Here is a 24231-nt window from a genome sequence, read left to right on the forward strand (position 1 = left end):
ACCTGCCCGACGCGCCGACGCCACAAGGGCGTCCTCAGCGGCGCGGCAGTCAACGCACTCTGCTCAGCCCACCGCGCTCAGCCCACCGCCGCGTAGTTCTCGTACACCTCTTCCTCGTCGAGTGGCAGCAGGCCCGCGCCGCGCTCGTACTCCGTACGCGCGGTCTCCAGCAGCCTGCGCCACGACGTGACAGTCGGACGCCTGCGCAGCAGTGCGCGGCGCTCGCGCTCCGTCATGCCTCCCCACACGCCGAACTCCACGCGGTTGTCGAGCGCGTCGGCCAGGCATTCCGTGCGTACCGGACACCCGGTGCACACCGCCTTGGCCCTGTTCTGCGCTGCTCCCTGAACGAACAGTTCATCCGGATCGGTAGTGCGGCAGGCAGCCTGCGCACTCCAGTCGGTTACCCAGCCCATACCGGCGCCGTCCTCTCCCGAATCGAGGCTCCCCCACGGCGGCAGCGGCATATTCACCGCCGCCAGTTGAGGACGTTACGGAAGGTGGGCACAGCGCAACACCCCCGTCGGGCCCAATCTTGAATGGCCCGAACGGACTATGGGTAAGCGGCAGATCACCCGCGGGAGTGACCTGAGGTCATACGTGACCTTCCCGTCAGAACGGGACAGTTAAGCCGCTCCACAACGGACGCCAAGTGACACACGCGGCGAATTCGGGCACGTCCTCGAAAAAAAGTGGGCAGAACGTCGGAACGATTCGGGTTCGCCAGACGTACTTGATACATGGGCCTACTGCTGTGACAGTCGAGAGCAGCTTAGGCCAAGGCATATGCGCGTGTCCGGCGAATGAGAACGTAGACACATCCGTTGCCTCGGCATCAGACATTGGCCCGACGTCATCCGCCCGACGTCATCCGCACAGCGCCATCCGCACAGCGTCACCCGCCGGACGCCCGCGTGACCGTGGTCACGGCCCGGCGGCGCCGAGATGTCACGATCCTGTACTCGAACATTCCGAGAGGCACCCGCTCCCTCGGAACGCTCATCACTACGGATTAGGCTGCCCCCATGCCAAACAAGCGCTCGGGCGGAGGTCTGTCGCCAACGCAGCAGGCCGCCAAGTTCCTCGGTGTCAGTGTGCTCGCGGGGGCCGTCATGGCGGGCATCGCACTGCCCGCGGTCGGCGCCCTCGGGCTGGCCGCGAAGGGATCGGTGGAGGGTTTCGACGAGCTCCCGGCCAACCTGAAGCGCCCGCCCCTGAGCCAGCGCACGACGATCCTCGACAGCGAGGGCGGCCAGATCGCCACGGTCTACTCCCGTGACCGCACCGTGGTCGCGCTCAAGGACGTCGCGCCCGCCATGCAGAAGGCGATCGTCGCGATCGAGGACTCGCGCTTCTACGAGCACGGCGCGGTCGACCTCAAGGGCATCCTGCGCGCCCTCAACAAGAACGCGCAGAGCGGCGGCGTCGAGCAGGGCGCGTCCACGCTGACGCAGCAGCTCGTGAAGAACGTCGCGGTGGAGGAGGCCGGCGACGACCCGACGAAGGTCGCCCAGGCCACCCAGCAGACCCTCGGCCGCAAGATCCGCGAGCTGAAGTACGCGATCCAGCTGGAGGAAGAACTCGGCAAGAAGAAGATCCTGGAGAACTACCTCAACATCACGTTCTTCGGGCAGCAGGCGTACGGCATCGAGGCCGCCGCCCAGCGCTACTTCTCCAAGCCCGCCAAGGACCTGGAACTGGGCGAGGCCGCGCTCCTCGCCGGCATCGTCCAGTCGCCGACGCGTTACGACCCGATCAACGACGAGGCGGAGGCCAAGAAGCGGCGCAACCTGGTGCTTCAGCGCATGGCCGACGTCGGCGACATCTCCCGGGCTCAGGCGGACAAGGCCAAGAGGGCGCCCCTGGGGCTCGACGTCAGCAAGCCGAAGAACGGCTGCATCACGGCGGTCAAGGGCGCCGGCTTCTTCTGCGACTACGTGCGCGAGGTGTTCCTGAACGACCCGGTCTTCGGCAAGTCCAAGGAGGCCCGGGCCAAGATCTGGAACCAGGGCGGCCTGACGATCCGGACGACGATGGACCCGCAGGCCCAGCAGTCGGTCCAGGACTCGATCAAGACGCACGTCAACCAGAGCGACGACGTGGCGACCGCCGCCAGCATCGTCGAGCCCGGCACCGGCAAGATCCTGGGGATGGGCCAGTCCCGCCCGTACGGCATCGACACCAAGCAGAACGAGACGACGATCAACCTCTCGGTCGACGCGGACATGGGTGGCGGCGCCGGCTACCAGCCCGGTTCGACGTTCAAGCCGATCGTCGCCGCGGCCGCCATCGAGGGCGGTATGGCCCCGACGAAGCGGTACTCGTCGCCGTACGAGATGCCCTACCCGAGCCCGATCGCGGCCTGCGACGGCAAGAACTGGGTGAACACCGACGGCGCCAAGCTCACCAACGAGAACGAGTCGGAGGTCGGCCCGTACGGCATGAAGGAGGCCACCGCCAAGTCGGTGAACACCTACTACGTGCAGTTGATCGCCGACATCGGTATCTGCCCGGTCACGAAGATGGCAGGGCAGATGGGCGTCAACCGCGCGGACGGCGGCAAGATGGGCCAGAACCCGTCGATCGCCCTCGGCACCCAGGAGATGTCGCCCCTGACGATGGCGAACGCGTACGCGACCTTCGCCTCACGCGGCATGTACTGCACGCCGGTCGCCATCGAGTCGATCAAGCAGAGCGTCGGCGGGCGGACGAAGTCCCTCGACGTCCCGAAGTCGACCTGTTCGCGTGCGATGTCGGAGACCACCGCCGACACGATGAACACCCTGCTCAAGGGCGTGGTCGAGGACGGTACGGGTACACAGGCGGGTCTCGGCAGCCGCCCCAGCGCCGGCAAGACCGGTACGACGGACTTCCGCTACGCCGCCTGGTTCGTGGGCTACACGCCGAACATGGCGGGTGCCGTCTGGGTCGGCGACCCGGCGCACAAGCGGCGCATGGTCGACATCCGCATCGGCGGCGCCTACTACCCCAAGGTGTACGGCGGTGAGGTCCCCGGCCCGATCTGGCGCGACATGATGAACGGCGCGCTGGTGGGCAAGGACGCACCCAACTTCAACCTGATCAACATCCCCGACGAGCGCAAGCGTGAGCGCGACCGTGGCCAGGGCCGCGACAACGGGGACAACAACGACAACAGGGGGAACGGCGGCACCGGCGGCCTGGTCAACGGCGGCACCGGCGGCGAGTTCCCCACCCCGTCCTTCTCCATCCCGGAGGGCTTCATCCAGGGCCAGGGCAACGGCGGCAGGAACGGGAACGGCGGCGGCGGGTTCGGCTGACCGGTCGTCCGGCCGATCGGTAACCCGTCGGCCGGATACGGCGGTGGGGTGCCCCCTTGGGAAAGGGGGCACCCCACCGCCGTATCGGAGCTTCGAGATGCTGCTCAGCCGCCTGCGAGAAGCTGCTTGACCACCGCGGCGACGCGACCGCCCTCGGCCTGGCCCGCCACCTTCGGGTTGACGATCTTCATGACCTGGCCCATCGCGCGCGGCCCCTCGGCACCGGCCGCCCTCGCCTCGTCGACGGCCTGGGCGACGATCTGCCGGAGCTCTTCGTCAGAGAGTTGCTTGGGCAGATAGGCCGCGAGGACCTCGCCCTCCGCCTTCTCCCGCTCGGCCTGCTCGACCCGGCCACCGTGCGCGAAGGCGTCCGCGGCCTCGCGCCGCTTCTTCGCCTCCTTGGTGATCACCTTCAGGACCTCGTCGTCGGAGAGCTCGCGCTTCTCCTTGCCCGCGACCTCTTCCTTGGTGATCGCGGCGAGCGTCAGCCGGAGCGTCGAGGAGCGGAGCTCGTCGCGCTCCTTGATCGCGGCGTTGAGGTCTTCCTGCAGCTTCGACTTGAGCGTGGTCATGAGATCAATTGTCGCAGGTGCGCAGGGTCGACCGCCCGTTGATTTCACGGGACGTGGCAGGGCGTGGCAGGACATGGCCGGGCGCCGGCGAATTGCTGCTGGACACGATGCAGGACCCGATGCAGGCCTCAGTGCAGGACTCGGTGCAGGACTCGGTGCAGGACTCGGTGCTGAACGTGATGCGGGCCATCGGCCGACATCTGCCTCGCCTCTTCCGCCTTCTCCACAAGGGGACTTGGGGAGGCCACCCGCGACCGGCCCTGGTTATCCACAGGCTGAGCGAGGTGTCGCGCGGGTCTGACACGATGGGTGTATGCGAGCGCGATACGGAGTACCTCTGGGCATCGCGGCGGTGGGCGCCGCCGGTCTGGTCTATGCGGCGGGGTTCGAGGCCCGCTCCTTCCGGCTGCGCCGGGTGACGGTGCCGGTGCTGCCGTCCGGCATGCGGCCGCTGCGCATACTCCAGATCTCCGACATCCACATGGTCAGCGGACAGCGCAAGAAACAACGCTGGCTGCGCTCCCTGGCCGGGTTGCGCCCCGACTTCGTCATCAACACCGGGGACAACCTCTCCGACCCGGAGGGCGTCCCCGAGGTACTGGACGCGCTGGGCCCGCTGATGGAGTTCCCGGGGGCATACGTCTTCGGTTCGAACGACTACTACGGCCCGAAGCTGCGCAACCCCGCCCGCTACCTGCTGGAGAAGGCCCAGGGCCGCCACGGTCTGAACGGCAACGCACCGGCGGTGGGCGTCATCCACAACCCCTGGGAGGAGCTGCGGGACGGCTTCGACACGGCGGGCTGGCTGAACCTCACGAACACGCGCGGCACGCTGAAGATCGAGGGCATGGAGGTTGAGCTGACCGGCCTGGACGACCCGCACATCAAGCGGGACCGGTACGAGCGCGTGGCGGGCGGCCCCTCCGCATCAGCCGACTTCTCGATGGGTGTGGTGCACGCCCCGTATCTCCGCTCGCTCGACGCCTTCACCGCGGACGGTTACCGCCTGGTCCTCGCCGGCCACACCCACGGCGGCCAGCTCTGCATCCCCTTCTACGGCGCACTCGTGACCAACTGCGACCTGGACACGGACCGGGTCAAGGGCCTGTCCACGCACACGGTGGACGAGCGAACGGCGTACCTGCACGTGTCGGCGGGCTGCGGCACGAACCGCTACACGCCCGTACGGTTCGCCTGCCCGCCTGAGGCATCACTGCTGACGCTGGTGGGACGGGAGTGACAGCAGCACGGTGACTCCCTGACAACTGCCCGCACGGAACGGGTTCGGGGGGCGCGTCCCCAGCACCTCACCCATACGGAGTGCCCCATTTAGCCGGTTTTGTCGACGCGACTTAGCGTGAACGCATGACCGCACCGATACCCAGGGACATACCCGACCTTCCCGTGATACCGGGCATGCCCGCGCCGCTGCAGTCCGTCGTCCCCGCAAGCGCGGTGGTCGCCCCGAACCGGCGCCCGGTGGCAGCCGCCTTCCGCCTGTTGGTGGCACTGACGGCGGCAACGGGCGTGGGCGTCGAACTGGTCCGGGGCAGCCCGCCCCACGTCCTGAGCTACTTCATGATCCAGACCGGTGTGCTGGTGGCGGTGGTCTTCACCTCCTCCGCCTCACGGGCCTGGACGGCCCGCCGCCCCCTGCCACCCCTGGTGACGGGCGGCACGCTGCTCTACGTCTCGATCGCGGCCCTGATCTGCCACATGATCCTCACCGGGGGCTCGCCCCCCTTCCTCACGATGGGACCGACCCCGACCCCGACCCTGGGCGCGGGAGCCGGGCCAGGAACGGGAGAGATCGCCACACTCGCAGGCTGGCCCGCGCAGGCCAACCCCCTCCTTCACACACTGCTCCCCGTCGCGGTGGCCGCGGACTGGCTGCTCCTCACCCGCCCGGCCCCCCTGCGCCCGGCCCTCGCGGCGACGTGGCTGCTCTACCCCCTGGCGTACCTCGCGTTCACGCTGGCCCGCGGCGTACTGCTGCCCGACGGCTCCTCGGCGTCGTACCTCTACCCCTTCCTCGACGTGGACCAGCAGGGCTACAAGAGCGTCCTCGCCAACGCCCTCCTCATCGGCCTCGCCTGCTACGCCCTGGGGCTCCTCCTGGTCGCCCTCGACCACCTCCGCCCCAACCCGGTCCGCGCCCGCCGAGGCCGCCTGGACTGGTGAGCCGACCCCGCCCCCTCCCGGAAAACCGGATTTCGTCTCCAGCCACCAGTGGGCTAAAGTAAACGACGTCGCCGCGACGCGCAGCGACGATCGGGGTGTAGCGCAGCTTGGCAGCGCGCTTCGTTCGGGACGAAGAGGTCGTGGGTTCAAATCCCGCCACCCCGACAGTGAAACAGCAGGTGAGGGACCTAGGAACGTTCCTAGGTCCCTCACCTGTTTCGTCTGTGTGTCTATCTGCGTGACTAACGCTCTGGACCCCGCTTGAAGATGCCATCCATGACCACGGCACCGGTCTGGATCACGGGCCGGATCTGCTTCCGGTAGACCTCCTCGGTCACGGCCGTGCCGGAGTGTCCGACGAGACGAGAGATCTCCTCCAGGGGGACGCCACGGTCGGAGAGCAGGGACACGAAGCTGTGCCGGAGCTCCCGAGGAGTCCACTCGTCGGCGTCGAGTCCCTCGACGTCTTTGAGCGCCTGGCGGAAGGCCCGCCGCACGTTGGGAGCATCGAGCGGCTTGCCCACGGCCGAGGAGAACACGAGCCCGTGTTCCTCCCACTTGTCCCCAGCGGCGAGCCGTTCCCAGCCCTGGTCTTCGAATTGCTGCCAGAGGACATCCACGCAACGCGCCGGCAGAGCGAGCGTTCGCCGGGACTTCCGGGTCTTCGTATCTCCGCCGCGCCGGACCGAGCGCCACACCGCGATGTGCGGAGGCTGCGGCGGGTCGACGTCCGGCCGCCCCTTCAAGAAGACGTGATCCCAGGTGAGGGCCCGCAGTTCCTCGGTGCGCGCGCCAGTCAGCAGGGCGACGACAATGTACGCGTGCATCGAGGTCCCCTCGGCCGCGCTGAGTACCGCCTCGGCCTGGGCGAAGGTGAGTGCTTTGGATGGCCGCCCCGCCTGCCCCTGGGGCACTGAGCACAGCTCGACCACGTTGCGCTTCACCTTGTCCCGAGCCATGGCCCGCCTGACCGAGCGGTTCAGGCAGGAGTGGATGGCCTGCAGCGTGCGGGTGCTGAGGATCTTGGCCTTGGCAGCCAGCCAGCGGTCGACGTCTTCCGCGCTGAGGTCGCGGAGCTTCCGGGCGCCCAGAGCTGGGATCACATGGTTCTTGCTCAGGATGGTGCAGTTCTCGACCGTGCCCTGGTCACGGCCCGCCAGGCCGTAGGTAAGCCAGTCGTTCACGGCGTCAGCGACCGTGTAGCCCGTGGGCGCGATCGCGAGGCCGTCCTCATGGTCCCGCAGCACCTCCTTGAGCTTGTTCTTCGCCTCGGTCTTGGTCTTGCCACTCCCCCGCTTGACGATCCGCTTACCGCTCGGATCGAAGCCGAGGTTCGCCGTGGCGATCCAACGCTGTCTCTTCTCGTCCCAGTGCAGGCCGCCATCACCGCGACTACGCCGCTTGGTCATCAGGCAGCCTCGCTCATCTGGTTCTCGATGAAGTCGCGTACGGCGTCATCAGGGATCCGGCGGCAACCATCGACTTTGAGGGAAGCCAGGCGGCGCGTGCGGATCAGGTCATAGACCTTGGAGCGTCCGACCTTGAGCCGTGCCATGACCTCCGGCACAGTGAGCAACTCAGAGGCGGCGGTGTTCATGCGGCGGCTCCTTCCAAGTCGGTGTGGTCTCGCCCGGCTTCGCGGGCGGCCTCTCGGCTGAGTCGGCTATCACCGTGGACGCTGGCGGCAAGCCAGGCTTCGGCGTTGGACAGGCCGGTTCCGGCGAAGACCCAGTGGGCGAGGACGAGGGTTGTTTCGCCGTCCTGCGGGGCAACGGGAGCCGCTTGGGCGCGGCGCCATTCGGCGCGGGCGTCGCGGAGGGCACCGAGGGTGGTGGAGTAGCGGCGGGACTTGGTGGAGAAGTGGCCGCGGAAGCCGAGCATGTGGGCCCAGGCGCGTAGGCGGAGGTCTGCCAGCTCCGGGCGTGCGCCGAGGGTCCAGGCCGTGCGGATCATGCGGCGGGCGTGGTCGGTGATCCGGGCCTGTGCCAGCTCGGCGAGGAAGCGGATGGGACGGTCGAGGGTGCCGGTCGCGGTCTCGGCGCCTTTCGTGGCGTACTTGGCGATGTACGCGGCTACGGCGCGTTCGGTCAGCTCCTGGCCGTCGTCGAAGTCAGCGGAGCGGATTGTGCGGATGTCGAGTTGGCGGCCGAAGGTGAAGGTGTGGGCTCGGCCATCGATCTGCGGGCCGTTGACGCGTGCGGCGGTGGTGGCTGCTCGGATGGCGTGGGTAAGCAGCTCGGCCGTGGCCCAGGCTGGAGGGGACGTGTCGCCGCCTTCCGGGCCGTCGAGGCGGATGACCGCGTGGAAGTGGACGGCGCCACGCTTTTGGTACTCGGCGACCTTGGCGAAGGAGATGCGCGCGTGGTCGCGGAAGGCGCGTTGGGTGAGTCCGCCGCGCTTAGCGACCTCACGACGCAGGTAGATGGAGAACCGGCGCCAGAGGGCTCCTGCGTGGGCGTTCCAGAGCACGGCCGCTTCGTAGTCGTACGTCTCAGGGTCGATGGGTGTGCCGAGAGCGGGGTCTGTCTCGTCGTGGCGGGTGCCGCAGCGGCAGGCCCGGCCGCTGGAGGGCCGGTTGTGGACCGGGCCGAAGCTCGGGGCGGTGAAGGTGGCGAAGACGCGCGGGTGCGTGGCGACCTGTTCGGGGGTGCCCTTGCCGCCGCGTAGCCCGGCGGTGATCAGCTGGTAGGTGTCGCGGCGGTAGATCTCAGCGCAGGCCGCACAACGGGTTGCACGCCGGTTGTTGCAGCGGACGAGGAGGTTCCCGGCGGGGAGGGTGGTCGAGTCCAGGTGGTTGAGGACGCGGCCGATCTCGCCGGTTGTCTGGTTGACCTCGTACTCGGTGCGGTGGCCGTCGAGGCGGATGGGGTGGGTGCAGCCACCCAGGCCGGACAGCTGCCGGGCCAGCTCGGGCATGGTGCCCAGGGAGGCCAGCATGGAGAGTTCCGCCAGCGGGGGCGGAGTCTGCCGGGTGATGATGGGACTTCCTTTCGGCTGTGTCAGCGGTTGGGAGGGACGGCCCCGGGGCGGCGGGATGCTTGGCGGCTTGTTGCCGCCCCGGCGGCCGGTCAGCGCCTGTTGGCGCCTGTGACGAGGGAGCGCAGGACGACGGCGGCGATGGCCACGGAGATGGCTGAGAGGGCGACGGCGGCCAGGAGCGCGGTGAGCACGACGCCGACGACGACCACGGCGGCGACCGCGCTGACGCCGACCCCCACGTACGGGGCGGCTGGGCGGCCGGCGGAGTGAGCGGGCGCCGGGGCGTGGTCCTGCGGGATGTGCGTGGTGATGCTCGGGACGTGCGGGGTGTCGGGCAGCTTGGGGCGGAACATCGTGGGACTCCTTGTCGGTCGGGACGGTCAGTCGTGGTTGCCGTTGACGATGTCGACGCCGGAGCGGGTGCCGGACTCGATGGCCGGGGCGAGGAAGGTCTGGGAGAGCCAGAAACCGAACAGGGCGATCACGGCGGCGACCCAGAGGCGGATGCCGAGGAACTTGATCGCGGCCCAGGCGACGATGCCCAGGACGAAGACGAGCGGCAGTGAGACAGTCACGGGGTTCTCCTCAGCAGATCGGGGGTCAGCGGACGGAGCAGCGGTGAGCTCGGGCGGCCAGCTCGGCGGCGGCGCGGCTGTCGTAATCGGCGGAGAAGCCGCAGCGCGGTGCAGTGCAGGCGGCGGTGTGCTTCTCGCGGCCCCGGCCGTCGTAGTAGGTGGCGACCTGTACGGGGCCGATGCGGACGACGCGGCGGAAGCGGCGGTTGGCGGGCATCAGGGGGTCTCCTTTTCGGTTTCGCCGGTGAAGTCGGTGACGTGGTCGGCCAGCCAGCGCAAGATCTCGTCGCCCTCGTAGCTGTCGGCGGTGAGGATCACCGGCTCTGCGATCAGCACTGCTTCGGTGAGTCGGTTCTGGCGGGTCAGCTCGGCGGCGCGCTTGAGCGCGCGGAGCGTGGACGGACGCAAGGGGGAAAGTCCTCCGGGGTCAGGTGAGTTGGGTGGCGATGGCTTCGGCGAGCGGCATCGGGACGCCGAGCCGGGCGCGAAGGGTCGAGGTGTCGATGTCCGTGCCGGTCCGGGCGCGGTGCTCGTCGGCGACCTTCCGGGCGTGGGCGACGAGGGCAGGCGGTACGGGTGGCGGTGAGGGCGGAGCCGACTCCGGCTCGATGGCAGGGAGTTCGGCCGCCGTTGAGGGCCGCTCGACTTCTGCGGTGGTGGGATCGGGGACTGTGGCCGTCGAGGGCGGTGCGGGTGCCGTCACCGGAGCCTCGCTCGGCTTCGCTGATCCGTGGGCAAGGAGCGTGCCGCCCAGGAAGGCAACCGCGGGCCAGCCCGCGACGAGGATGCGCAGCCAGGCCGGTACGTCGTCCAGGTCGAGCAGTCCGGCGGTGGCGACGTTGGCCCCGAGGGACGCGGCCAGCGCGACGAGGAACCAGCACCAGCCAGCCGCTTTCGCCTCCCCCGAACGCAGCCGCCTCCAGGCCGCCACCATCAGCAGGTCGACGGAGACCGGATAGGCCCACGCCTTCCAGCCGTCCTGTCCAGCGGCCGAGGCCAGGTCGTGCAGGTGGGCGAAGGACAGCGCGGCGGCGATCAGTGCTTGAACGAGCACGGCGTCAACGCGGACGGGCAGGGCACGCACGGCGCGACTCCTTCCGGTTCCAGGCATGGGTGGGGTAGGGACGTGGCGCGGGACGGCCGCGCCGACCGTTGGAGCGATGCGGTTACTCGGTGACCGTCTCAGGAGCGGCCACGGGCCCGGAGTCCTTCACCGGCACGGGCGGGACGTACGGGTGGAAGGGCGTGAGCGCCGGTACGTCCGGGGCGAGGTGCGCCGTGTCGCGGCATGTGGCCGCAGCGTCGGCGAGGGACAGGTACGGGGTTCGGATGCGGGACCAGCCTCCGGAGGTGTCGCCGACGACGGCGAGGCCGGGCAGTTCGGCGGCGATGGCGCAGGCTGCCCAGACCGCTTCGGGGGCGATGTCGCCGAGTGCCATTTTGGCGGAGGCTTCGTCGTTGACGCGGTGGCAGACCCGCCCGGTCAACTGAGCACGGAGCATGGTCGCTCCCTTGCCCAGCTCGGCGCCGAAGCGCTGCCCGCAGACCTCCAGGTAGATGCCGGCCGCTCGGCCGAGTTGGGCGAGCCGGATGAGCTGGGTGACCATCTCGTCCCGCCGTTCTTCCTCCTTCCTCGTGGCGACGAGGAAGAGTTCGGCCACCTCGTCGACGAACAGCACGATGGGCGCTGGGCGTTCACCCTCGGGCAGGCCCCAGATGTCCGAGGTGATCTCCTCATCCGGGGTGCCGGGTGCGATGCCCTGTCGGGCCTTGATCAGGTCGTATCGGTCCTCCATTTCCTTGACCAGCACGGGCAGCAGCTCGGCCGCCTGCTCCGGATCGGTGGCCAGCGCGGAAAGCCGGGGCGCAAACGGTGCCAGCTCCACCCCGCGCTTGCAGTCGATCCCCACCAGGACCACCGGCTGAGCGGCCAGCCCGGCAAGCAGGTTCCGCAGGAACATGGACTTGCCCGACAGCGTGGCGCCGAGCACGAGTTCGTGGGGAACGGCCTGGTAGTCCCGTACGAAGGCGGTCGCGTCCTCCCGCAGAGCCACCGGCACCTGAAGCGGACCAGCATCGGTCCGGCGGGGCATCCGCACCTTCCGCAGGACATCGAAGCCGACCAGCCGCAATTCCACGACTCCGGGCTTCACATCCCGTACGTACACAGCGTGAACACCCCAGGCGTGCCGCAGCCGTTCGGCCGAGGCCGCCACGTCCGCAGGTTCCTGCCCCGGAGCCAGCCGCAGCCGGAGCCGCAGACCGGTCGAGGTGGGCCGGATCATGCCCCGGCGCGGGGGAACCGGCCGGACCTCACGGCGAGTGGTCGCCCTCACGGCCAGTGCCCGCCACCGGGACGGCTCGACCGTCAGGCCGCACGCGTCCATGGTCGAGGAGTACGAGGCCAGCAGCCGGGCCACCGAGACCGGCAGCCCGACCGTGGACCAGTAGGCCGCCGGGTGAGCGTGCCGGACGTAGGCCGCGCCGCCTATCGCAGCGAGCGACCCGCCCAGCTCGGCCCACGTCACCAGGTCGGTCACAGCGATCAGCCCGCCTGAGCCATCGGGAAGGCGCCCGGAGCCACGGCGGTGGCCCGGTAGGCGATGCCGTGCCGCTGCTGGCCGTTGAACACGCTCTCCCAAGGCCGCGCCACCAGCCCCGGAAGCGCGACCGGAGCTCCGAGCGTCAGTCCCTCGGAGACACCGCTCTCAGGAACCGTGACCTTGATCAGCGACGACTCCCCCTCCTCGATGTAGACGACACCGATCGTCATCAGTGCCTCGCCGCTCACCGCATCCTTCGCGATCTCACCGGTCTGCCGGTCGCGCACCTTCGGCGCCGGAGCCTCGGTGAGCAAGATCGTGGCGGTCGAGGCGTCAATGCGGATCACACGCACAGAGATTTCTCCTTCTGAGTCGACCAACTCGCCATCCTGACAAGTTGACTTAGCAAGTCCGAAGCTAGAGATGACAGGTTGACTTGTCAAGTGAAGTTGGAGGCGAACTCGCCCGCGCCAGGCGTCAGTTCAAGCGGTAGGTGTCTTCGAGTTCCTGCCGATCGGCAGGAAGCAGCACGTCAGAGACTTGCAACGCCTGTCCGGAGGCATCGCACGCGATGATCAGAACGCTGAGCACAGGCACGCCATCCGGCAAGCCGAGCAGTTCAGCTTCACCGCTGTCAGGCAGTCGAGCCGAGACTCGTTCCGTCACATGGTCGAAGCGGACCTTCTTCCGAGCCTCCACGTGCTCACGCGAACCGCCGCTCAGCAGCCCGGAGCTCGCCAGCTCGGTTCCTTCGACGAGGCCGGCGGGGAAGTACGACGAGACCAGCTCGACCGCTTCACCGTCCTCCTCCACCAGAAAGCGACGCATGAGGACCTTGGCCCGCTTCGGCAGCCCGAGCGCGGAGGCGAGCCGCGCCGGAACAGGGACTTCAGCGACTTCCACCAAGCGCCCCGAGGCCCGCGACTCATCGCGCTCCAGCGCCTCACGGCCCCGCCGATCCCGCTGCTCAATAACCTCCGGACGGCCCCGAACGATCGTCCCGTACCCCTGCCGGGACTCCAGCCAGCCATCTCGCTTCAGCAGCTCCAGCGCCCGAACGACAGTCGGGCGGGACATACCGAAGGCTTGCACCAACTGATTCTCGCTGGGCACCCGCGTACCGGGCGGGTAGGTGCCATCCTCGATGCGGCGCTGGATCGTCTGCGCGAGGCGCACGTACTTCGGTGCCGCCACTTCATACGCCATGAACGCCGCCTGTCGAGATTGGCCAAGTCAACTGGTCAACCAGACTAACGACAACACGGCCATCAGAACAGAATCGGCCCGAAGCCCTCGCTGGACGGCCACGCGTCGGCAACGACGAAGGAGACGACCGTTCCGCCGAAGCGACTGGGACCGGAGTGCCACGACTCGGCGATGGAGTCGACCAGGAGCAGCCCGCGCCCGTGGGCATCGCTGGCCTCCGGCTGCCGCATCCGCACGTTCGCCGGGAACCCCGGATTGTGCACCTCGACCCGAAGCGAGGTCTCCTCGCGATACCACTCAACGCGCACCACCCAGGTGTCATCCGCCCGCCCGTAGAGAATCGCGTTCGTCACCAGCTCCGAGATCATCAACGCACAGTCGTCGATCGAGCAGGCCGGGTTGTACGGGGCGATGAACTTCCGGAACCATCGCCGCGCCCGAGGCACAGACTCCGCGACGGGATGCAGGGTCATGGCACCCAGGCGCGGTGAGTCCTCGGAGGGAAAACGGTCGATCGTGTACGCCATCCGCGCTCACTCCTTGCCGCTGCCGTCACAGTCGAGGCAGCGCCGTTTCGATGTGGCACGGGCACGGTCATTGGCCGTGGAGAGCGCCAGAGCCGTACGGGAGCCGACGCGCTTCCAGCCGCGCCCCCGGCAACCCTGGCAAGTTGAACGCGCGCCCTCGTCCGGCCGCTGACTGGTCACGCCGTGCCCCCTTCCAATCCAAGTGGCCTTAGCCACTTCCTGGATAGTAGCATTAGCCACTTCGAATGCGCAACCCGTTCGGCGCAGCCGACGGAACGTCACCACACCATCAGGTGAGCGGATAGCCCTGCTCGAACGCCCAGCGGTGCGGCGGGTACGTGGCTTCGGCGAACTCCAACGGCCTGTCCTGAAGGTCGAAGACGACGTGATGAACAATCAGTACAGCCGAACCGGACTCCAACTGGAGGTCAGCAGCCTCCTCGTCGGTGGCACCCCGCGCACACATACGATCTTCCCCGTAACTGCCTTGACGTCCCGTCATGTTCTCGACGTACATGAGCGTGCCCTCCTGAATCCGCTCCGGCTCCAGGAGCCTCGGCGCACGCTGACCGACATCCGGAGCGAACCACGAGGTAGACAGCGTGATCGGTCCGTCCTGGTTGTTCGTCACCCGCCGCCGATGCACGGCCCGACGGTCCTTGACCAGGCCCAGAGCCTCAACAACGTGATCTGGCGCATCCATCCAACCGGCCGAGGTGATCACCGCGTACTCGCCGGGCGTGTAGATCTTCCCGGTCTGCCGAGCCCGCCCGTACAGCTCACGCGCCCGCCGATTGACCTCCAGGCTCCGCACGTACGTGCCCGATCCCTGGCGCTTCTCGACGAGCCCCTGATGGCTCAGCGCCTCCAACGACCGCGCAGCCGTGGGCCGGGACACCTTCCAGTCCGCCGCCAACTGCCGCTCCGAGGGAACCTCCTCCCCCGGCCGCAGGTCACCCCGAAGAATCTGATCACGGATGTAATGCGCGATCTGGAGATACTTCGGCTGAGCCTCTTCGATCTGAGGCATGTCTCCCCACCCTCCTTGTCCAAGTGGCTATGGCCAGTAGCCACTATAGAGTGAGTGGTCAACCCCGGACCCCGTAGGCTGAACCGCATGAAGCGGTTGATCGTCGCAGCAGGAGGAGGGGGCGACGCCGTCGCCGCCGCCATGCTTCACGCCGCCCTCTACGGCGACGAGGACCAGGCGGTGATCCTCACGTACGCGTGGGACCGCCTCCTGATCGACCCAGTACCGGGCCCGAGGGGACCGGAGAACTTCACCGGCCTCGAACAGCTCACCCCGGCCGTCTGGGCAGTGCCGGCCGAAGCCCACCCGATTCCTCCGGCAGGCTCCACACTCCCCCGACTCGCCGCAGAGTTCCCGCACACCTTCGCGCTGATCGACCCGCAGCACGGGGCCGAGGGCATCACACGCCAACTCGAAGAGTTGGTGAGCCACTTGTCACCGGAGTCGATCGATCTCCTGGACGTGGGTGGAGACATCCTCGCGCGGGGCGACGAACCGACGCTCAAGAGCCCGCTTGCTGACGCACTTACGCTTGCCGCGTGCTGCCAGGTGAACGCACCGATCCGCCTCCTGGTAGCAGGCCCCGGCCTGGATGGCGAACTGCCCCTCGATGAACTGCGCGGCGCACTCGGCTCCCTCGTCCACACCTTCACGGCGAAGGACGTCGAGTCGATCAGCTCGGTCCTGGAGTGGCACCCGTCCGAGGCAACCGGGATGCTCGCGGCAACAGCCCGAGGCGTACGCGGCACCTGCGAGATGCGGGACGCAGGACTCCCCGTCCCCCTCACCGACGAAGGACCAACCGTCCACGAAGTCGATCTGGACGAAGCGCTGAGCCGCAACCAGTTGGCCCGCGCCATCACGACGACCACCACCCTGGACGAGGTAGAGGGCCACAGCCGCGAAATCTGCGGGTACTCAGAAATCGACTACGAACGCAACAAAGCCGCATGGCTCAAAGACCAGCCGCCGGTGAAGCTGGTCCCTGAAGCGGTGCTGTCCCAACTCGACCAGTTCGAGGACGAGGCCCTGAACCGCGGAATCACCCACACGACGTTCCGCCGCATCACCGAGGCGCTGAACCTCAACGGCTCCCTCCGCGAGGACCTGCGCCAACTGCTCATCAGCAGCCGCCCGGAGCAGTACGACGCGCCCTTGTGGCGCATCACAACACACTGCTGAGTAACAACCTTCTTCACGGGTTCAAGTGCCCGCGCACGGCGCGGGCGCGCGCCGCCTCTGCGGCGCGGCCTGCCTCCTGTCTGCGCCCCGGCTGGCCGCGCCCGGCGGCGCGCTCGACGGCTGCGGGCATGAAGGGGGAGACACCCTCTGTGGCTGGGGCGGTCGGCTCCACGGCTTTAGGCAGCCACTTTGGGGCGAGCCTCTAAGATCATGGCCCCAACGTCGTGCTTTAACGGGCAGGTCCACAGACTGCCCGACTCGCCGGAAGCTTACGGGGCCATGATCACTCGCCCCAAAGCAGCTCCAGCCCAAAGCCGTTCCGCCGACCTCAGTTTTGTTCCGGCTTCGTCGTGCTCAGCTGCTCAGCAGTCTCCATTACTTGCGGTGTAGGTTTCTTTGGCTCCAATACCGATGCGCTAGACCACAGGTCTTCATGGCTCCGCCTAATCGCGTTGCCAGCAATGCTTGCAAGCGGCACAACGATGCTCAGATTCCTCCCGACAGAGTTCAGGGAAGTTCCGATGGCGATGACCTTGTCGCCCTCTGAAATGGCGAACCTGTCGTGAAGTTCGTTCGCGACACGCACCTCGGGGCGTTGAGGTTCGTCGTAGACGGCCAATGCCAGCGCTAGCTGAGAAATCGCAGGAGCACCGATCTTCTTACTGGTCAAGATCCGCCTGATCTGGGTGTGCTCGACCACTGTCTCAAGCTGATCAAATCGGAAGTACGGGTCGACCAAGAGGCCCTCGCCGACATCTGAAAGAGCTCCGATCACGCGCACGTATGCGAATGGATCAGACGGGTCCAGGATGACCTCGGAGGCGTCCTCGTTCGTCACGTCCAGCTTTGGTGCAGAAAGGTCGGCGAGAATGGCGTGGCCCAGCGGTGAGAGTTTCACCGAGTCGCTAGCGACTTTGATCCATCCCACGCGCTCCAGATACTGCGTCCACGTCTCAAGTGGTTCGCTTTTCCCGGTCAGACTCCCCAAGAAATTTTGGAACGGGGACGTAGTATTCCGCATGCGTCGGAAAGGAGACCTGGCGTAGGCTTCCAGGTTATCCGGGCTGAGTATTGCTCCGCGTCGAGTTGCGGCACTGATGTAGGCGAGGAGTCGATGTCCACCCTCAGTTGCGATTTCCATGGTCGCCAGTATTACGCGTGCTTGCCTGCCGCACATTAAGTTTTCCTGTAGGGCGTCGCGTCTGGTAGAGGAAGGCAGGTAGTACCGGGCCCTCCGGTCGTCGTGGCTACACGTTCCACCGGAGATCGTTCCTGGGCCGTCCGAGGCCCCCCAAGGCCACTCGACGACGACCGACAGTGACAGTCAAGCCAGAGCGGCCAGCAGCGAAACCCCAGGTCAGCGCCCCTCGGGCATACGCGTTTCCCGTAGGGGTGGCGGTGCGGCGTGATGGGGCGGGGTGTTTCTTCCCAACGGACTCAGCTGCCCGCGAGACAAGCTACTTTCTCAGCAAAGAGCGCAACACGGGCCCCAGCGGGGACCTACGATCGCCGACATGCAGCTGACACCCCACGAGGTACTCGGCCGTTGGCTTCTCACAACGCTTGGCGAGATGGGCGGTGTGGGTTCCAAGCAGGCCGTGCTTCGGAGGATCCACGAGCGGTACGGTTCACAGCTCACTGAGACCGACCACCTGCCGCAACCCTCGAACGGGGAAGTCAAGTGGGAGAACCGAACCGCCTGGCAACGGAACCGGATGGTCAAGGCAGGGCTTCTCAAGCCATACGAACGGCGCGGCGACCCGTGGGCGCTCACCGAGGCAGGTTGGGCGGCCCACCGTGCCCTTGTCTCCGGTGAGGGAAGATCTGCTTCAAGGTGGGCTGCGAGGGCTCAGGCGGAAGGTACTGCTAGCGAAACACGGTGAGTGTCTAACTGCGTGACAACGCCCACGCACAGCAGCGGACACACACGCACACCTGCGGACCATCGCAGCAGGTAAGAAGCACGCCAGCCCAACGTCGGACACGCTTTCCAGTTGCTTCGGGACGAAGAGGTCGTGGGTTCAAATCCCGCCACCCCGACAGCCGAAACACCAGGTCAGGCCCGGTGCTGAGAGATCAGCGCCGGGCCTGAATTGCTGTTCGGCCCCGTCTTGGCAGTCGACTTCGGGAACCGGCTCCCAGGACCCGTCTGCCGACGAGCACGCAGGAGCGTGTGGTCAGAGCCAGTCCCAGTGCTTGAAAGCGAAGTACAGCGTCAGAGAGACAACGACGATGACGGCGCTGGAAACGACGAATCCCGAGTGTTGTCCGAAGCCGGGGTAGGGAAGGTTCTGTCCGTAGAAGCCAGTGATCGCCGTGGGCACGGCGATGATCGCGGCCCAGCTCGTCACCTTCTTCATGATCAGGTTCATCCGGTTCGCCTGCACCGACAAGTTGGTCTCCATCACCGAGGCCACCAGGTCGCGCAGCGACTCCGTCCACTCGCCGGCACGCAGCACGTGGTCGTACACATCTCGGTAGTACGGCAGCAAGGGGCCGTCGACGACGTCGAGATCGGGGCGCATGAGGGCGTTGACGACCTCCCGCATGGGCAGGACCACGCGACGGAGCCGAACCAGTGATTTCCGCAGGGCGTAGGACTGGCGCTGTACGGTCTGGATCTGCCGGCCTCCTTCGGCGAAGAGCAGATCGTCCAGTTCCTCGATACGTTCGTCGAGTTGCTGTACCGCGGCGAAGTGCCCGTCAACGACATAGTCGAGCAGGCCGTGGAGCAGAAAGGCGACCCCGTGTGCGGCCAGAGCCGCGGTACGGTCCCAGCGGGCGACCAGCTCGTCGAGGGCGAACGCGGCGTCCTTGCGGACGGTGATCAGCGCCTGCGGCGTGAGGATGACCGCGAGCTCGCTCATCGTCAGTCCTGCGCCGTCCGGGTCGACGGCGACCGCGTAGACACTGAGGAAGTGATGGGTGCGGTAGTTGTCGAGTTTCGCCCGCTGTCCCTCGTGCAGCGCGTCCTCAAGAGCCAGCTCGTGGAGACCGAGTTCCTCGCCGACCGCCGTGAACTCGGCGCGGTTCGGGCAGTACAGGTCCAACCACACAGTCGAAGACGGATCCGCCAGATGCCGGGAGATGTCCCGGACCGGGAAGTCCTCCTCGACCAGGGAGCCGTCACGGTACAGCCGAGTACGGGCCATGTCGCGCACCCTAACGGCGTCGGCGGAACATCAGCGGACACCACTACCGGGCATCCACTCCGACGGGCGGCACCGCCTCGATCGCCTTGAAGCAGGCGCCGCCCGGCAAAGACGCCCTACGGGCGCCCGGACCTCCAGACGTCATTCCTCGGGCTCGCGGCGTTCCTCGCCGGTCCGAGGGCCCTCCGCGGGGAGTGGGTGTGCCTGATGGGTGCCGGTGTCGATGAGGATCTGTGCCGCATGGGTGACGTTGTCGGCCCGGACGGCCCTGGCCATCGCGGCACGGGCGGCGTCGGCTGTCGCGTGCGGCGGGACCACGAGAAGGGAGAAGTGGTCCTGGTCGCCCCGAGTGATCAGAGCGGTGTCATCACCGACCGGAAAGGAGTCGATATGGACGACCCGGTCGTCGATGACCAGGCGCGTGGGAAGGCCATCCCATGCGGTGGCGTCCAGGCCGACGCGCGTGATGGGGCCGAGGTGCCCGGTCAGCACGTGGATGAGGCCGGGCAACTCCGCGCTGATGTCGCGGGAACGCGGCCACCACGCGCCGTCGAGGTTGCCTTCCCGGGATTGTGTCGTCTCCAGCCGCAGAAGAACCGTCCCGGGTTTCGTGGCCCGATGGATCGCGTCCGGCAGGAGCCCGGGCGCGCGAGGCATGTCGGATTCGGTCATGGGTGTCCGCCTGTCTGCGGGATTCGGTGTCGCCGCCGAACGCGGGACCTCCCCTATCACCGTAAATCGTGCGCCGCCCCGGCTGCTCTCGCCGGCGGCTCCGGGCTCGTAGTCTCTCGGTGAAATGCCTGTTCACGCGCACGTCCCGGGGCCTCGGAGCGGCGTAGACTGAAAAAACCGGGAGCACTTCGCACACCGGCCGCCATGTCGGTGCCGTTCCCGGCGCGCAACAACACCGGCCTCCAAGAGGAGGCCGGGGACAGGTCCGCGTCATGACCGCGACCATCGAACCTACGATCACCAAAGAGCGCCTGCCTTCGGCGCCGGCCCGGCTGTCCCTCGCCCCGACCGGCTCGGTTCGAGATCTTCTGGACGGTGCCTGGTGGCCCCGCTCCCGTGATCTCCTCAGGGAGATCCCCACTCTGACAGAAGCGCTGGACGCGCGCTGGGGCCGGATCACCCACATCACCGTGAACCCGACCCACTGGCCCGTCATCCCGCGCAAGGTCCCCGTCACGGGGCACACGGTGCATGTCGGCTGGTTCGCCGCCGAGCAGGACCCGAACAAGGTGATCCTCCTCTCCTACACGGTGGGCCGCCTGGACCTGCTGGTGATCCCTCCGGAGACGGAGCCCGCCGTCGCCGCCCGGCTGATGGCAGCAGCAACCGTTCCGGGAGGTATCCGCACCGCCAGCGGTCTGATGGCCGACGAGGCCACGAGCCACGACGCGGCGGAGGCTCGGAGCCGGGAAGAGGAATGGGAGACCGACGGCGGAGCCGCTTCGGCGGCCGGAGCCACGACAAGGATCTCCAGTTCCGCCCTGAGAAGGTGAGGACGTGGAGACAGCCGTCACCGTCGCCGTGGTCATCTTCGTGATCGTCGCGGGAATGGTCCTGATCCACCGGCTCAACGCGCAGCATGACGAAAGGATCGGGGCGTTCCGCTACAGCGACGCCCTACCGGGAATCGGTCGGCGGACCCGTAAGGGCCCACGTGCCACCGTGCCGAAGGGTCCTCCTGCCGACGCCACACCCCCTGAGCATCGAGAGGCGAGCCGCTGATGACGCAGACCTGCTTCCAGTCAGGGGTGGGTGTGGGGCGACGGCCGTCACACCCACCGGCACGTCGCCCCTGATGCACGTCGTCCTGAATGAGCAAGGGGTCACCATGAAGTCACCGGAACTGCCGTCGGCCGGGCACGCGGAGGTTCGTATCGTCGCCGCGGACCCGGAGGCGGCTCGCCATGTCGCGGAGATTCTCCGCCGTTGTTTCGCCGCCACCGAAGCGCGCAGCTACCCCGCAGGCGCCGACGGCGGAACACGCCTCCACCTCACCGTGGACACCACGCGCACGGCGGAGCCGGTGCGCTCCTGGCTGTTGACCAGCCAGTCCTCCCGGGACGATCACACACAGCCGGACGAAATCTGACGGGATGGCCCTCAGCGGGGGAAGAAGGACACCCCCAGACGTACGGATTTCCGTCGGTGTCGGCACGAGAGGCAGGCGACCATGGCGACACTCCACGAGCGGAAGCACTACCGCGAGGCGATCATGAAGACCCTGTACGAGGCCGTCGAAGGCAATCGCCTCCTCGGCCTCACCGGGGCGCAGCTGCGCGAGGATCTCGCCATGCCCGAGGAGGACCTGGCCGCCGCCTGCACGTACCTGGCGGCCGAGGGACTCATCCAGGTCGACTGGGCGCGAGGAAACACACCCGCGATGGTCACACTGATGCACAAAGGGATCCGACTCATGGAGACCGAGGAGAAGGACAGTGACTGACACCGCACTGGCCACCCTGAGGGCTCCGGTCGGCCACATGACCGACCGTGTCCTCCCATATGACCGAAATTGCGTCCCGGGCATACCCTGGTGAGTGGGCCGGTGCACTCTCACGTGCAACGACCCGGAAGGGCGGCCCCGGTGTGTATACGCCGGGGCCGTTGCGTCACCGGCACATGCCACAGGGAGAAGGTGTGATCCACTCGGCCGATCTCCGCGAGTGACGCGACCGCGACATCGTTGACCCGACGGGCCGAGAGATCAGTGGGCCGTCCACGTGGACGGCGCACAGCGACTGGCCCGCCGCTGGTGCCGGGAGGCTGACGCGGTGCTGTTTCTCCTGCTGCTCATCGTGGCGGTTGCGCTCGGCGTCATCGGTGCGCTCAGCAGGGACACGCTCTACCTGCTGATCATCGGGGGGATGGTGGTCATCGCCGACCTTGTCCTCCTCAGAACGCGGATGGGGCGCAACCGCAGGCCCCGCGTCCTTGTCCGTGGGGCGGTCCGGACCGGCCGCCCGACCTGCCCTTCTGCGTGGGGTACCACCGCCTCCTGGCGCAATGCCCGACATCGCTCACATGCCACTTGCCTGAGCGACGTCGGGCACTCGCCGTTAGCGTGAAGGAAGAGGCACGACAGGCCGCCTGTGCGTCGGAAAGTGGTGACTGAAGATGCGGGATACCGGACTGCCGAACCGGCCCGAGCCCCCTGGCGCGGGGTCAGTGGGCGAGCGCGGCGGGAAGAGTGTGGAGGTGCCGCACGGAGGCGACCCGGGGTCGCGCGGCCGTACAACGATCGCCGACGGTGTGGTGGGAAAGATCGCCGGGATGGCCGCCCGGGATGTGCCGGGCATCCATTCGATGGGCGGTGGATTCGCCCGTGGCATGGGGGCCATGCGTGAACGTATGCCCGGTGCCGGCGGGAAGTCCGTCACCAGCGGGGTGAAGGTCGAGGTCGGCGAGGTACAGACCGCGGTCGACCTGGAGATCGTCGTCGAGTACGGCGTCTCCATCATCGATGTCGCGAACGACGTCAGAGAGAACGTGATAGCCGCCATCGAGCGGATGACCGGTCTGGAAGTTGTCGAGGTCAACATCGCCGTCGGCGATGTGCACGTGCCCGACGAGGACGAGGAACAACCAGAGCGGCGCCTTGAGTAATCGCTTGCCGGAGCCGAAGCGAGCAAGGAGCGCACCGGTTTTCGTGACAGCGATCGGTGGTGCCGACCGTCTTCGACGTCCTCGGTGCGCTGCTGCTCCTGGGCCTGGTCCACGGAGTACCGGCCCTGTGGGCACTTCGCGAACTCGCCGTTGCGGGTAAAGACCGTCTGTGCGTTCTGGCGTTCTGGCGTTCTGGCGTTCTGGCGTTCTGGCGTTCTGGCGTTCTGGCGTTCTGCGGTGCGGTGCGGTGCGGTGGCCATGAGGGACGTCGGTGCGGCGTACGGCGGTGGCCAGAGGTTTCGGTTCGGGGTTGGTTTGTTGGATCTGGTCAGCCGCCGCTGTTCCGCCACCGGTATTCATCGGAAGGCGAGCAGAGTCTCGGATTCGATGTGGGACAGCTTCTCCGGGTTGCGGACGTAGTAGAGGCCGGTGATGCGGGCGTCCTCGACGCGGATCGCCATGATGCCGTCGAGGGCGTCGTCCAGGCGTACGACGAGTGCCGGGTTGCCGTTGACCGTCGTGGGGGCGAGGGTGAGCGTGGCTTCGAGCTTGCTGGTGCGGCCGATGAACATGCGGACCACCTTCTCGGCGCCGATGACCGGCCGCCGCGCGGCCTGCTTGATGCCGCCGCCGTCGCTCATCAGGACGACGTCAGGGGCGAGCACGTCAAGGAGGCCCTGTAGGTCGCCGGTTTCGAACGCTCGCTGGAACGACTCCAGGACCGCCCGGGACTCGCTCGCGGACACCACCTTGCGCGGGCGGCGGGCGTCGACGTGTCGGCGGGCTCGGTGGGCGATCTGGCGCACCGCCGCAGGGGTCTTGTCGACGGCGGCGGCGATGTCGTCGTAGCCGACGTCGAAAACCTCGCGCAGCACGAAGACGGCGCGCTCCGTCGGCGACAGCGTCTCCAGGACGAGCATGAGCGCCATCGACACGCTCTCGGCGAGTTCGACGTCCTGGGCCACGTCCGGCGCGGTGAGCAGGGGCTCCGGCAGCCAGGGTCCGACGTACGCCTCCCTGCGGCGTTTCATTGTGCGCAGCCGGTTGAGGGACTGTCGGGTCGTGATCCGGACCAGGTAGGCGCGGTGGTCGCGCACCTGTGACAAGTCGACCTCGGCCCACCGCAGCCAGGTTTCCTGGAGGACGTCTTCAGCATCGGCAGCCGATCCGAGCATCTCGTAGGCGACGGTGAAGAGCAGGTTGCGGTGGGCGATGAACGTCTCGGTCGCCGGGCCGGTCCGGTCGTGGTCTCTCATGTCTCGCCCCTTCTCGTCTCGCCCCATCTCGTCTCTTCTCGTCTCGTCTCGTCCCGCCCCTTCTCGTCTCGCGGACGGTCCTGGTTACTGGAGGCCTTCAAGCATGCATCCACA

29 protein-coding genes and 1 tRNA gene are annotated in these 24231 nt (G+C 67.6%); 11 read left to right on the plus strand and 19 right to left on the minus strand.

The window, feature by feature from the left end:
* Positions 1–77: 77 nt before the first annotated feature.
* Positions 78–416, minus strand: a complete 339-nt coding sequence (gene wblA, locus IE262_RS26970) for a transcriptional regulator WblA (protein WP_059133594.1) — start codon at positions 414–416, stop codon at positions 78–80.
* 609 nt (positions 417–1025) lie between these two features.
* On the opposite strand from wblA, the gene IE262_RS26975 reads away from it, so the two are divergent.
* Positions 1026–3299, plus strand: coding sequence for a transglycosylase domain-containing protein (locus IE262_RS26975; RefSeq protein WP_189877305.1), 2274 nt, complete (start codon positions 1026–1028; stop codon positions 3297–3299).
* 104 nt (positions 3300–3403) lie between these two features.
* Here the strand turns inward: IE262_RS26975 and IE262_RS26980 are convergent, their stop codons facing one another.
* Positions 3404–3871, minus strand: coding sequence for a GatB/YqeY domain-containing protein (locus IE262_RS26980; RefSeq protein WP_189877306.1), 468 nt, complete (start codon positions 3869–3871; stop codon positions 3404–3406).
* Positions 3872–4184: 313 nt separating this feature from the next.
* Here IE262_RS26980 and IE262_RS26985 point away from each other — a divergent pair, with 313 nt between their 5' ends.
* The 3 genes from IE262_RS26985 (at position 4185) to IE262_RS26995 (ending at position 6217) form a co-directional block, all read left to right on the plus strand.
* Positions 4185–5111, plus strand: a complete 927-nt coding sequence (locus IE262_RS26985) for a metallophosphoesterase (protein WP_134034733.1) — start codon at positions 4185–4187, stop codon at positions 5109–5111.
* A gap of 125 nt (positions 5112–5236) precedes the next feature.
* Entirely contained in the window at positions 5237–6052 is an 816-nt protein-coding gene (locus IE262_RS26990; RefSeq protein WP_189877308.1) for a Pr6Pr family membrane protein, read from the plus strand.
* Between the two features lie 91 nt (positions 6053–6143).
* A tRNA-Pro gene (locus IE262_RS26995) sits at positions 6144–6217 on the plus strand.
* A gap of 77 nt (positions 6218–6294) precedes the next feature.
* On the opposite strand, the gene IE262_RS27000 is transcribed toward IE262_RS26995, so the two are convergent.
* From IE262_RS27000 to IE262_RS27060, 13 genes are all read right to left on the minus strand, one after another.
* Positions 6295–7461 (minus strand): site-specific integrase, encoded by a 1167-nt coding sequence (locus IE262_RS27000; protein WP_189877310.1) that lies wholly within the window; start codon positions 7459–7461, stop codon positions 6295–6297.
* On the minus strand, positions 7461–7649 hold the full coding sequence (locus IE262_RS27005; RefSeq protein WP_189877312.1) for a helix-turn-helix domain-containing protein: 189 nt from the start codon (positions 7647–7649) through the stop codon (positions 7461–7463). Before IE262_RS27005 ends, IE262_RS27000 begins: the two co-directional genes overlap by 1 nt.
* Positions 7646–8989 carry a replication initiator gene (locus IE262_RS27010; protein ID WP_229877510.1) on the minus strand — a complete coding sequence of 448 codons (1344 nt, stop codon included), beginning with the start codon at positions 8987–8989 and terminating at the stop codon, positions 7646–7648. Before IE262_RS27010 ends, IE262_RS27005 begins: the two co-directional genes overlap by 4 nt.
* 131 nt (positions 8990–9120) lie before the next feature.
* Entirely contained in the window at positions 9121–9384 is a 264-nt protein-coding gene (locus tag IE262_RS27015; protein ID WP_189877314.1) for a SpdD protein, read from the minus strand.
* A gap of 27 nt (positions 9385–9411) precedes the next feature.
* Positions 9412–9606 (minus strand): hypothetical protein, encoded by a 195-nt coding sequence (locus tag IE262_RS27020; RefSeq protein WP_189877316.1) that lies wholly within the window; start codon positions 9604–9606, stop codon positions 9412–9414.
* Between the two features lie 25 nt (positions 9607–9631).
* Positions 9632–9823: a mobile element transfer protein gene (locus IE262_RS27025; protein ID WP_189877318.1), complete on the minus strand. Its 192-nt coding sequence runs from the start codon at positions 9821–9823 to the stop codon at positions 9632–9634.
* On the minus strand, positions 9823–10014 hold the full coding sequence (locus IE262_RS27030; RefSeq protein WP_189877320.1) for a hypothetical protein: 192 nt from the start codon (positions 10012–10014) through the stop codon (positions 9823–9825). The genes IE262_RS27025 and IE262_RS27030 overlap by 1 nt, the downstream gene beginning before the upstream one ends.
* A gap of 19 nt (positions 10015–10033) precedes the next feature.
* On the minus strand, positions 10034–10690 hold the full coding sequence (locus tag IE262_RS27035) for a DUF2637 domain-containing protein (protein WP_189877322.1): 657 nt from the start codon (positions 10688–10690) through the stop codon (positions 10034–10036).
* 82 nt (positions 10691–10772) lie between these two features.
* Complete coding sequence (locus tag IE262_RS27040) at positions 10773–12146, minus strand: FtsK/SpoIIIE domain-containing protein (RefSeq protein WP_189877324.1); 1374 nt, start codon at positions 12144–12146, stop codon at positions 10773–10775.
* Positions 12147–12151: 5 nt separating this feature from the next.
* Positions 12152–12502 carry an SCO3933 family regulatory protein gene (locus tag IE262_RS27045; RefSeq protein WP_189877326.1) on the minus strand — a complete coding sequence of 117 codons (351 nt, stop codon included), beginning with the start codon at positions 12500–12502 and terminating at the stop codon, positions 12152–12154.
* A 124-nt stretch (positions 12503–12626) separates the two neighbouring features.
* Positions 12627–13355, minus strand: coding sequence for a GntR family transcriptional regulator (locus IE262_RS27050; RefSeq protein ID WP_189877328.1), 729 nt, complete (start codon positions 13353–13355; stop codon positions 12627–12629).
* Positions 13356–13417: 62 nt separating this feature from the next.
* Positions 13418–13882, minus strand: a complete 465-nt coding sequence (locus IE262_RS27055; protein WP_189877330.1) for an ATP-binding protein — start codon at positions 13880–13882, stop codon at positions 13418–13420.
* Between the two features lie 289 nt (positions 13883–14171).
* Positions 14172–14912: a GntR family transcriptional regulator gene (locus IE262_RS27060; protein WP_189877332.1), complete on the minus strand. Its 741-nt coding sequence runs from the start codon at positions 14910–14912 to the stop codon at positions 14172–14174.
* Positions 14913–14999: 87 nt separating this feature from the next.
* Between IE262_RS27060 and IE262_RS27065 the strand changes: the two genes are divergently transcribed.
* Positions 15000–16094: a DUF1152 domain-containing protein gene (locus tag IE262_RS27065; protein ID WP_189877334.1), complete on the plus strand. Its 1095-nt coding sequence runs from the start codon at positions 15000–15002 to the stop codon at positions 16092–16094.
* A 328-nt stretch (positions 16095–16422) separates the two neighbouring features.
* On the opposite strand, the gene IE262_RS27070 is transcribed toward IE262_RS27065, so the two are convergent.
* Positions 16423–17235 (minus strand): hypothetical protein, encoded by an 813-nt coding sequence (locus tag IE262_RS27070; RefSeq protein WP_189877336.1) that lies wholly within the window; start codon positions 17233–17235, stop codon positions 16423–16425.
* Between the two features lie 373 nt (positions 17236–17608).
* On the opposite strand from IE262_RS27070, the gene IE262_RS27075 reads away from it, so the two are divergent.
* On the plus strand, positions 17609–17977 hold the full coding sequence (locus IE262_RS27075) for a winged helix-turn-helix domain-containing protein (RefSeq protein ID WP_189877338.1): 369 nt from the start codon (positions 17609–17611) through the stop codon (positions 17975–17977).
* A 294-nt stretch (positions 17978–18271) separates the two neighbouring features.
* On the opposite strand, the gene IE262_RS27080 is transcribed toward IE262_RS27075, so the two are convergent.
* Together IE262_RS27080 and IE262_RS27085 are read right to left on the minus strand one after the other, a co-directional pair.
* The gene (locus tag IE262_RS27080; RefSeq protein WP_189877340.1) at positions 18272–19246 is read right to left on the minus strand and encodes a magnesium transporter CorA family protein; all 975 of its coding nucleotides are present in this window, start codon (positions 19244–19246) and stop codon (positions 18272–18274) included.
* 141 nt (positions 19247–19387) lie between these two features.
* Positions 19388–19918 (minus strand): DUF5994 family protein, encoded by a 531-nt coding sequence (locus IE262_RS27085; RefSeq protein WP_134034709.1) that lies wholly within the window; start codon positions 19916–19918, stop codon positions 19388–19390.
* A gap of 272 nt (positions 19919–20190) precedes the next feature.
* Here IE262_RS27085 and IE262_RS27090 point away from each other — a divergent pair, with 272 nt between their 5' ends.
* The 5 genes from IE262_RS27090 (at position 20191) to IE262_RS27110 (ending at position 22861) form a co-directional block, all read left to right on the plus strand.
* On the plus strand, positions 20191–20751 hold the full coding sequence (locus IE262_RS27090; protein WP_189877343.1) for a DUF5994 family protein: 561 nt from the start codon (positions 20191–20193) through the stop codon (positions 20749–20751).
* Between the two features lie 4 nt (positions 20752–20755).
* Positions 20756–20980, plus strand: coding sequence for a hypothetical protein (locus tag IE262_RS27095; protein ID WP_134034703.1), 225 nt, complete (start codon positions 20756–20758; stop codon positions 20978–20980).
* Between the two features lie 106 nt (positions 20981–21086).
* Positions 21087–21347, plus strand: coding sequence for a hypothetical protein (locus IE262_RS27100; protein WP_134034700.1), 261 nt, complete (start codon positions 21087–21089; stop codon positions 21345–21347).
* A gap of 81 nt (positions 21348–21428) precedes the next feature.
* Complete coding sequence (locus tag IE262_RS27105; RefSeq protein WP_189877344.1) at positions 21429–21701, plus strand: hypothetical protein; 273 nt, start codon at positions 21429–21431, stop codon at positions 21699–21701.
* Between the two features lie 671 nt (positions 21702–22372).
* Positions 22373–22861 carry an Asp23/Gls24 family envelope stress response protein gene (locus IE262_RS27110; protein WP_134034691.1) on the plus strand — a complete coding sequence of 163 codons (489 nt, stop codon included), beginning with the start codon at positions 22373–22375 and terminating at the stop codon, positions 22859–22861.
* A gap of 356 nt (positions 22862–23217) precedes the next feature.
* Here IE262_RS27110 and IE262_RS27115 read toward each other — a convergent pair whose 3' ends face one another.
* Positions 23218–24117: an RNA polymerase sigma-70 factor gene (locus IE262_RS27115; protein ID WP_189877347.1), complete on the minus strand. Its 900-nt coding sequence runs from the start codon at positions 24115–24117 to the stop codon at positions 23218–23220.
* Positions 24118–24231: the final 114 nt, after the last annotated feature.

Origin of the sequence: Streptomyces bluensis (assembly GCF_014650715.1) — a bacterium.
Taxonomy (GTDB): Bacteria; Actinomycetota; Actinomycetes; order Streptomycetales; family Streptomycetaceae; genus Streptomyces; species Streptomyces bluensis.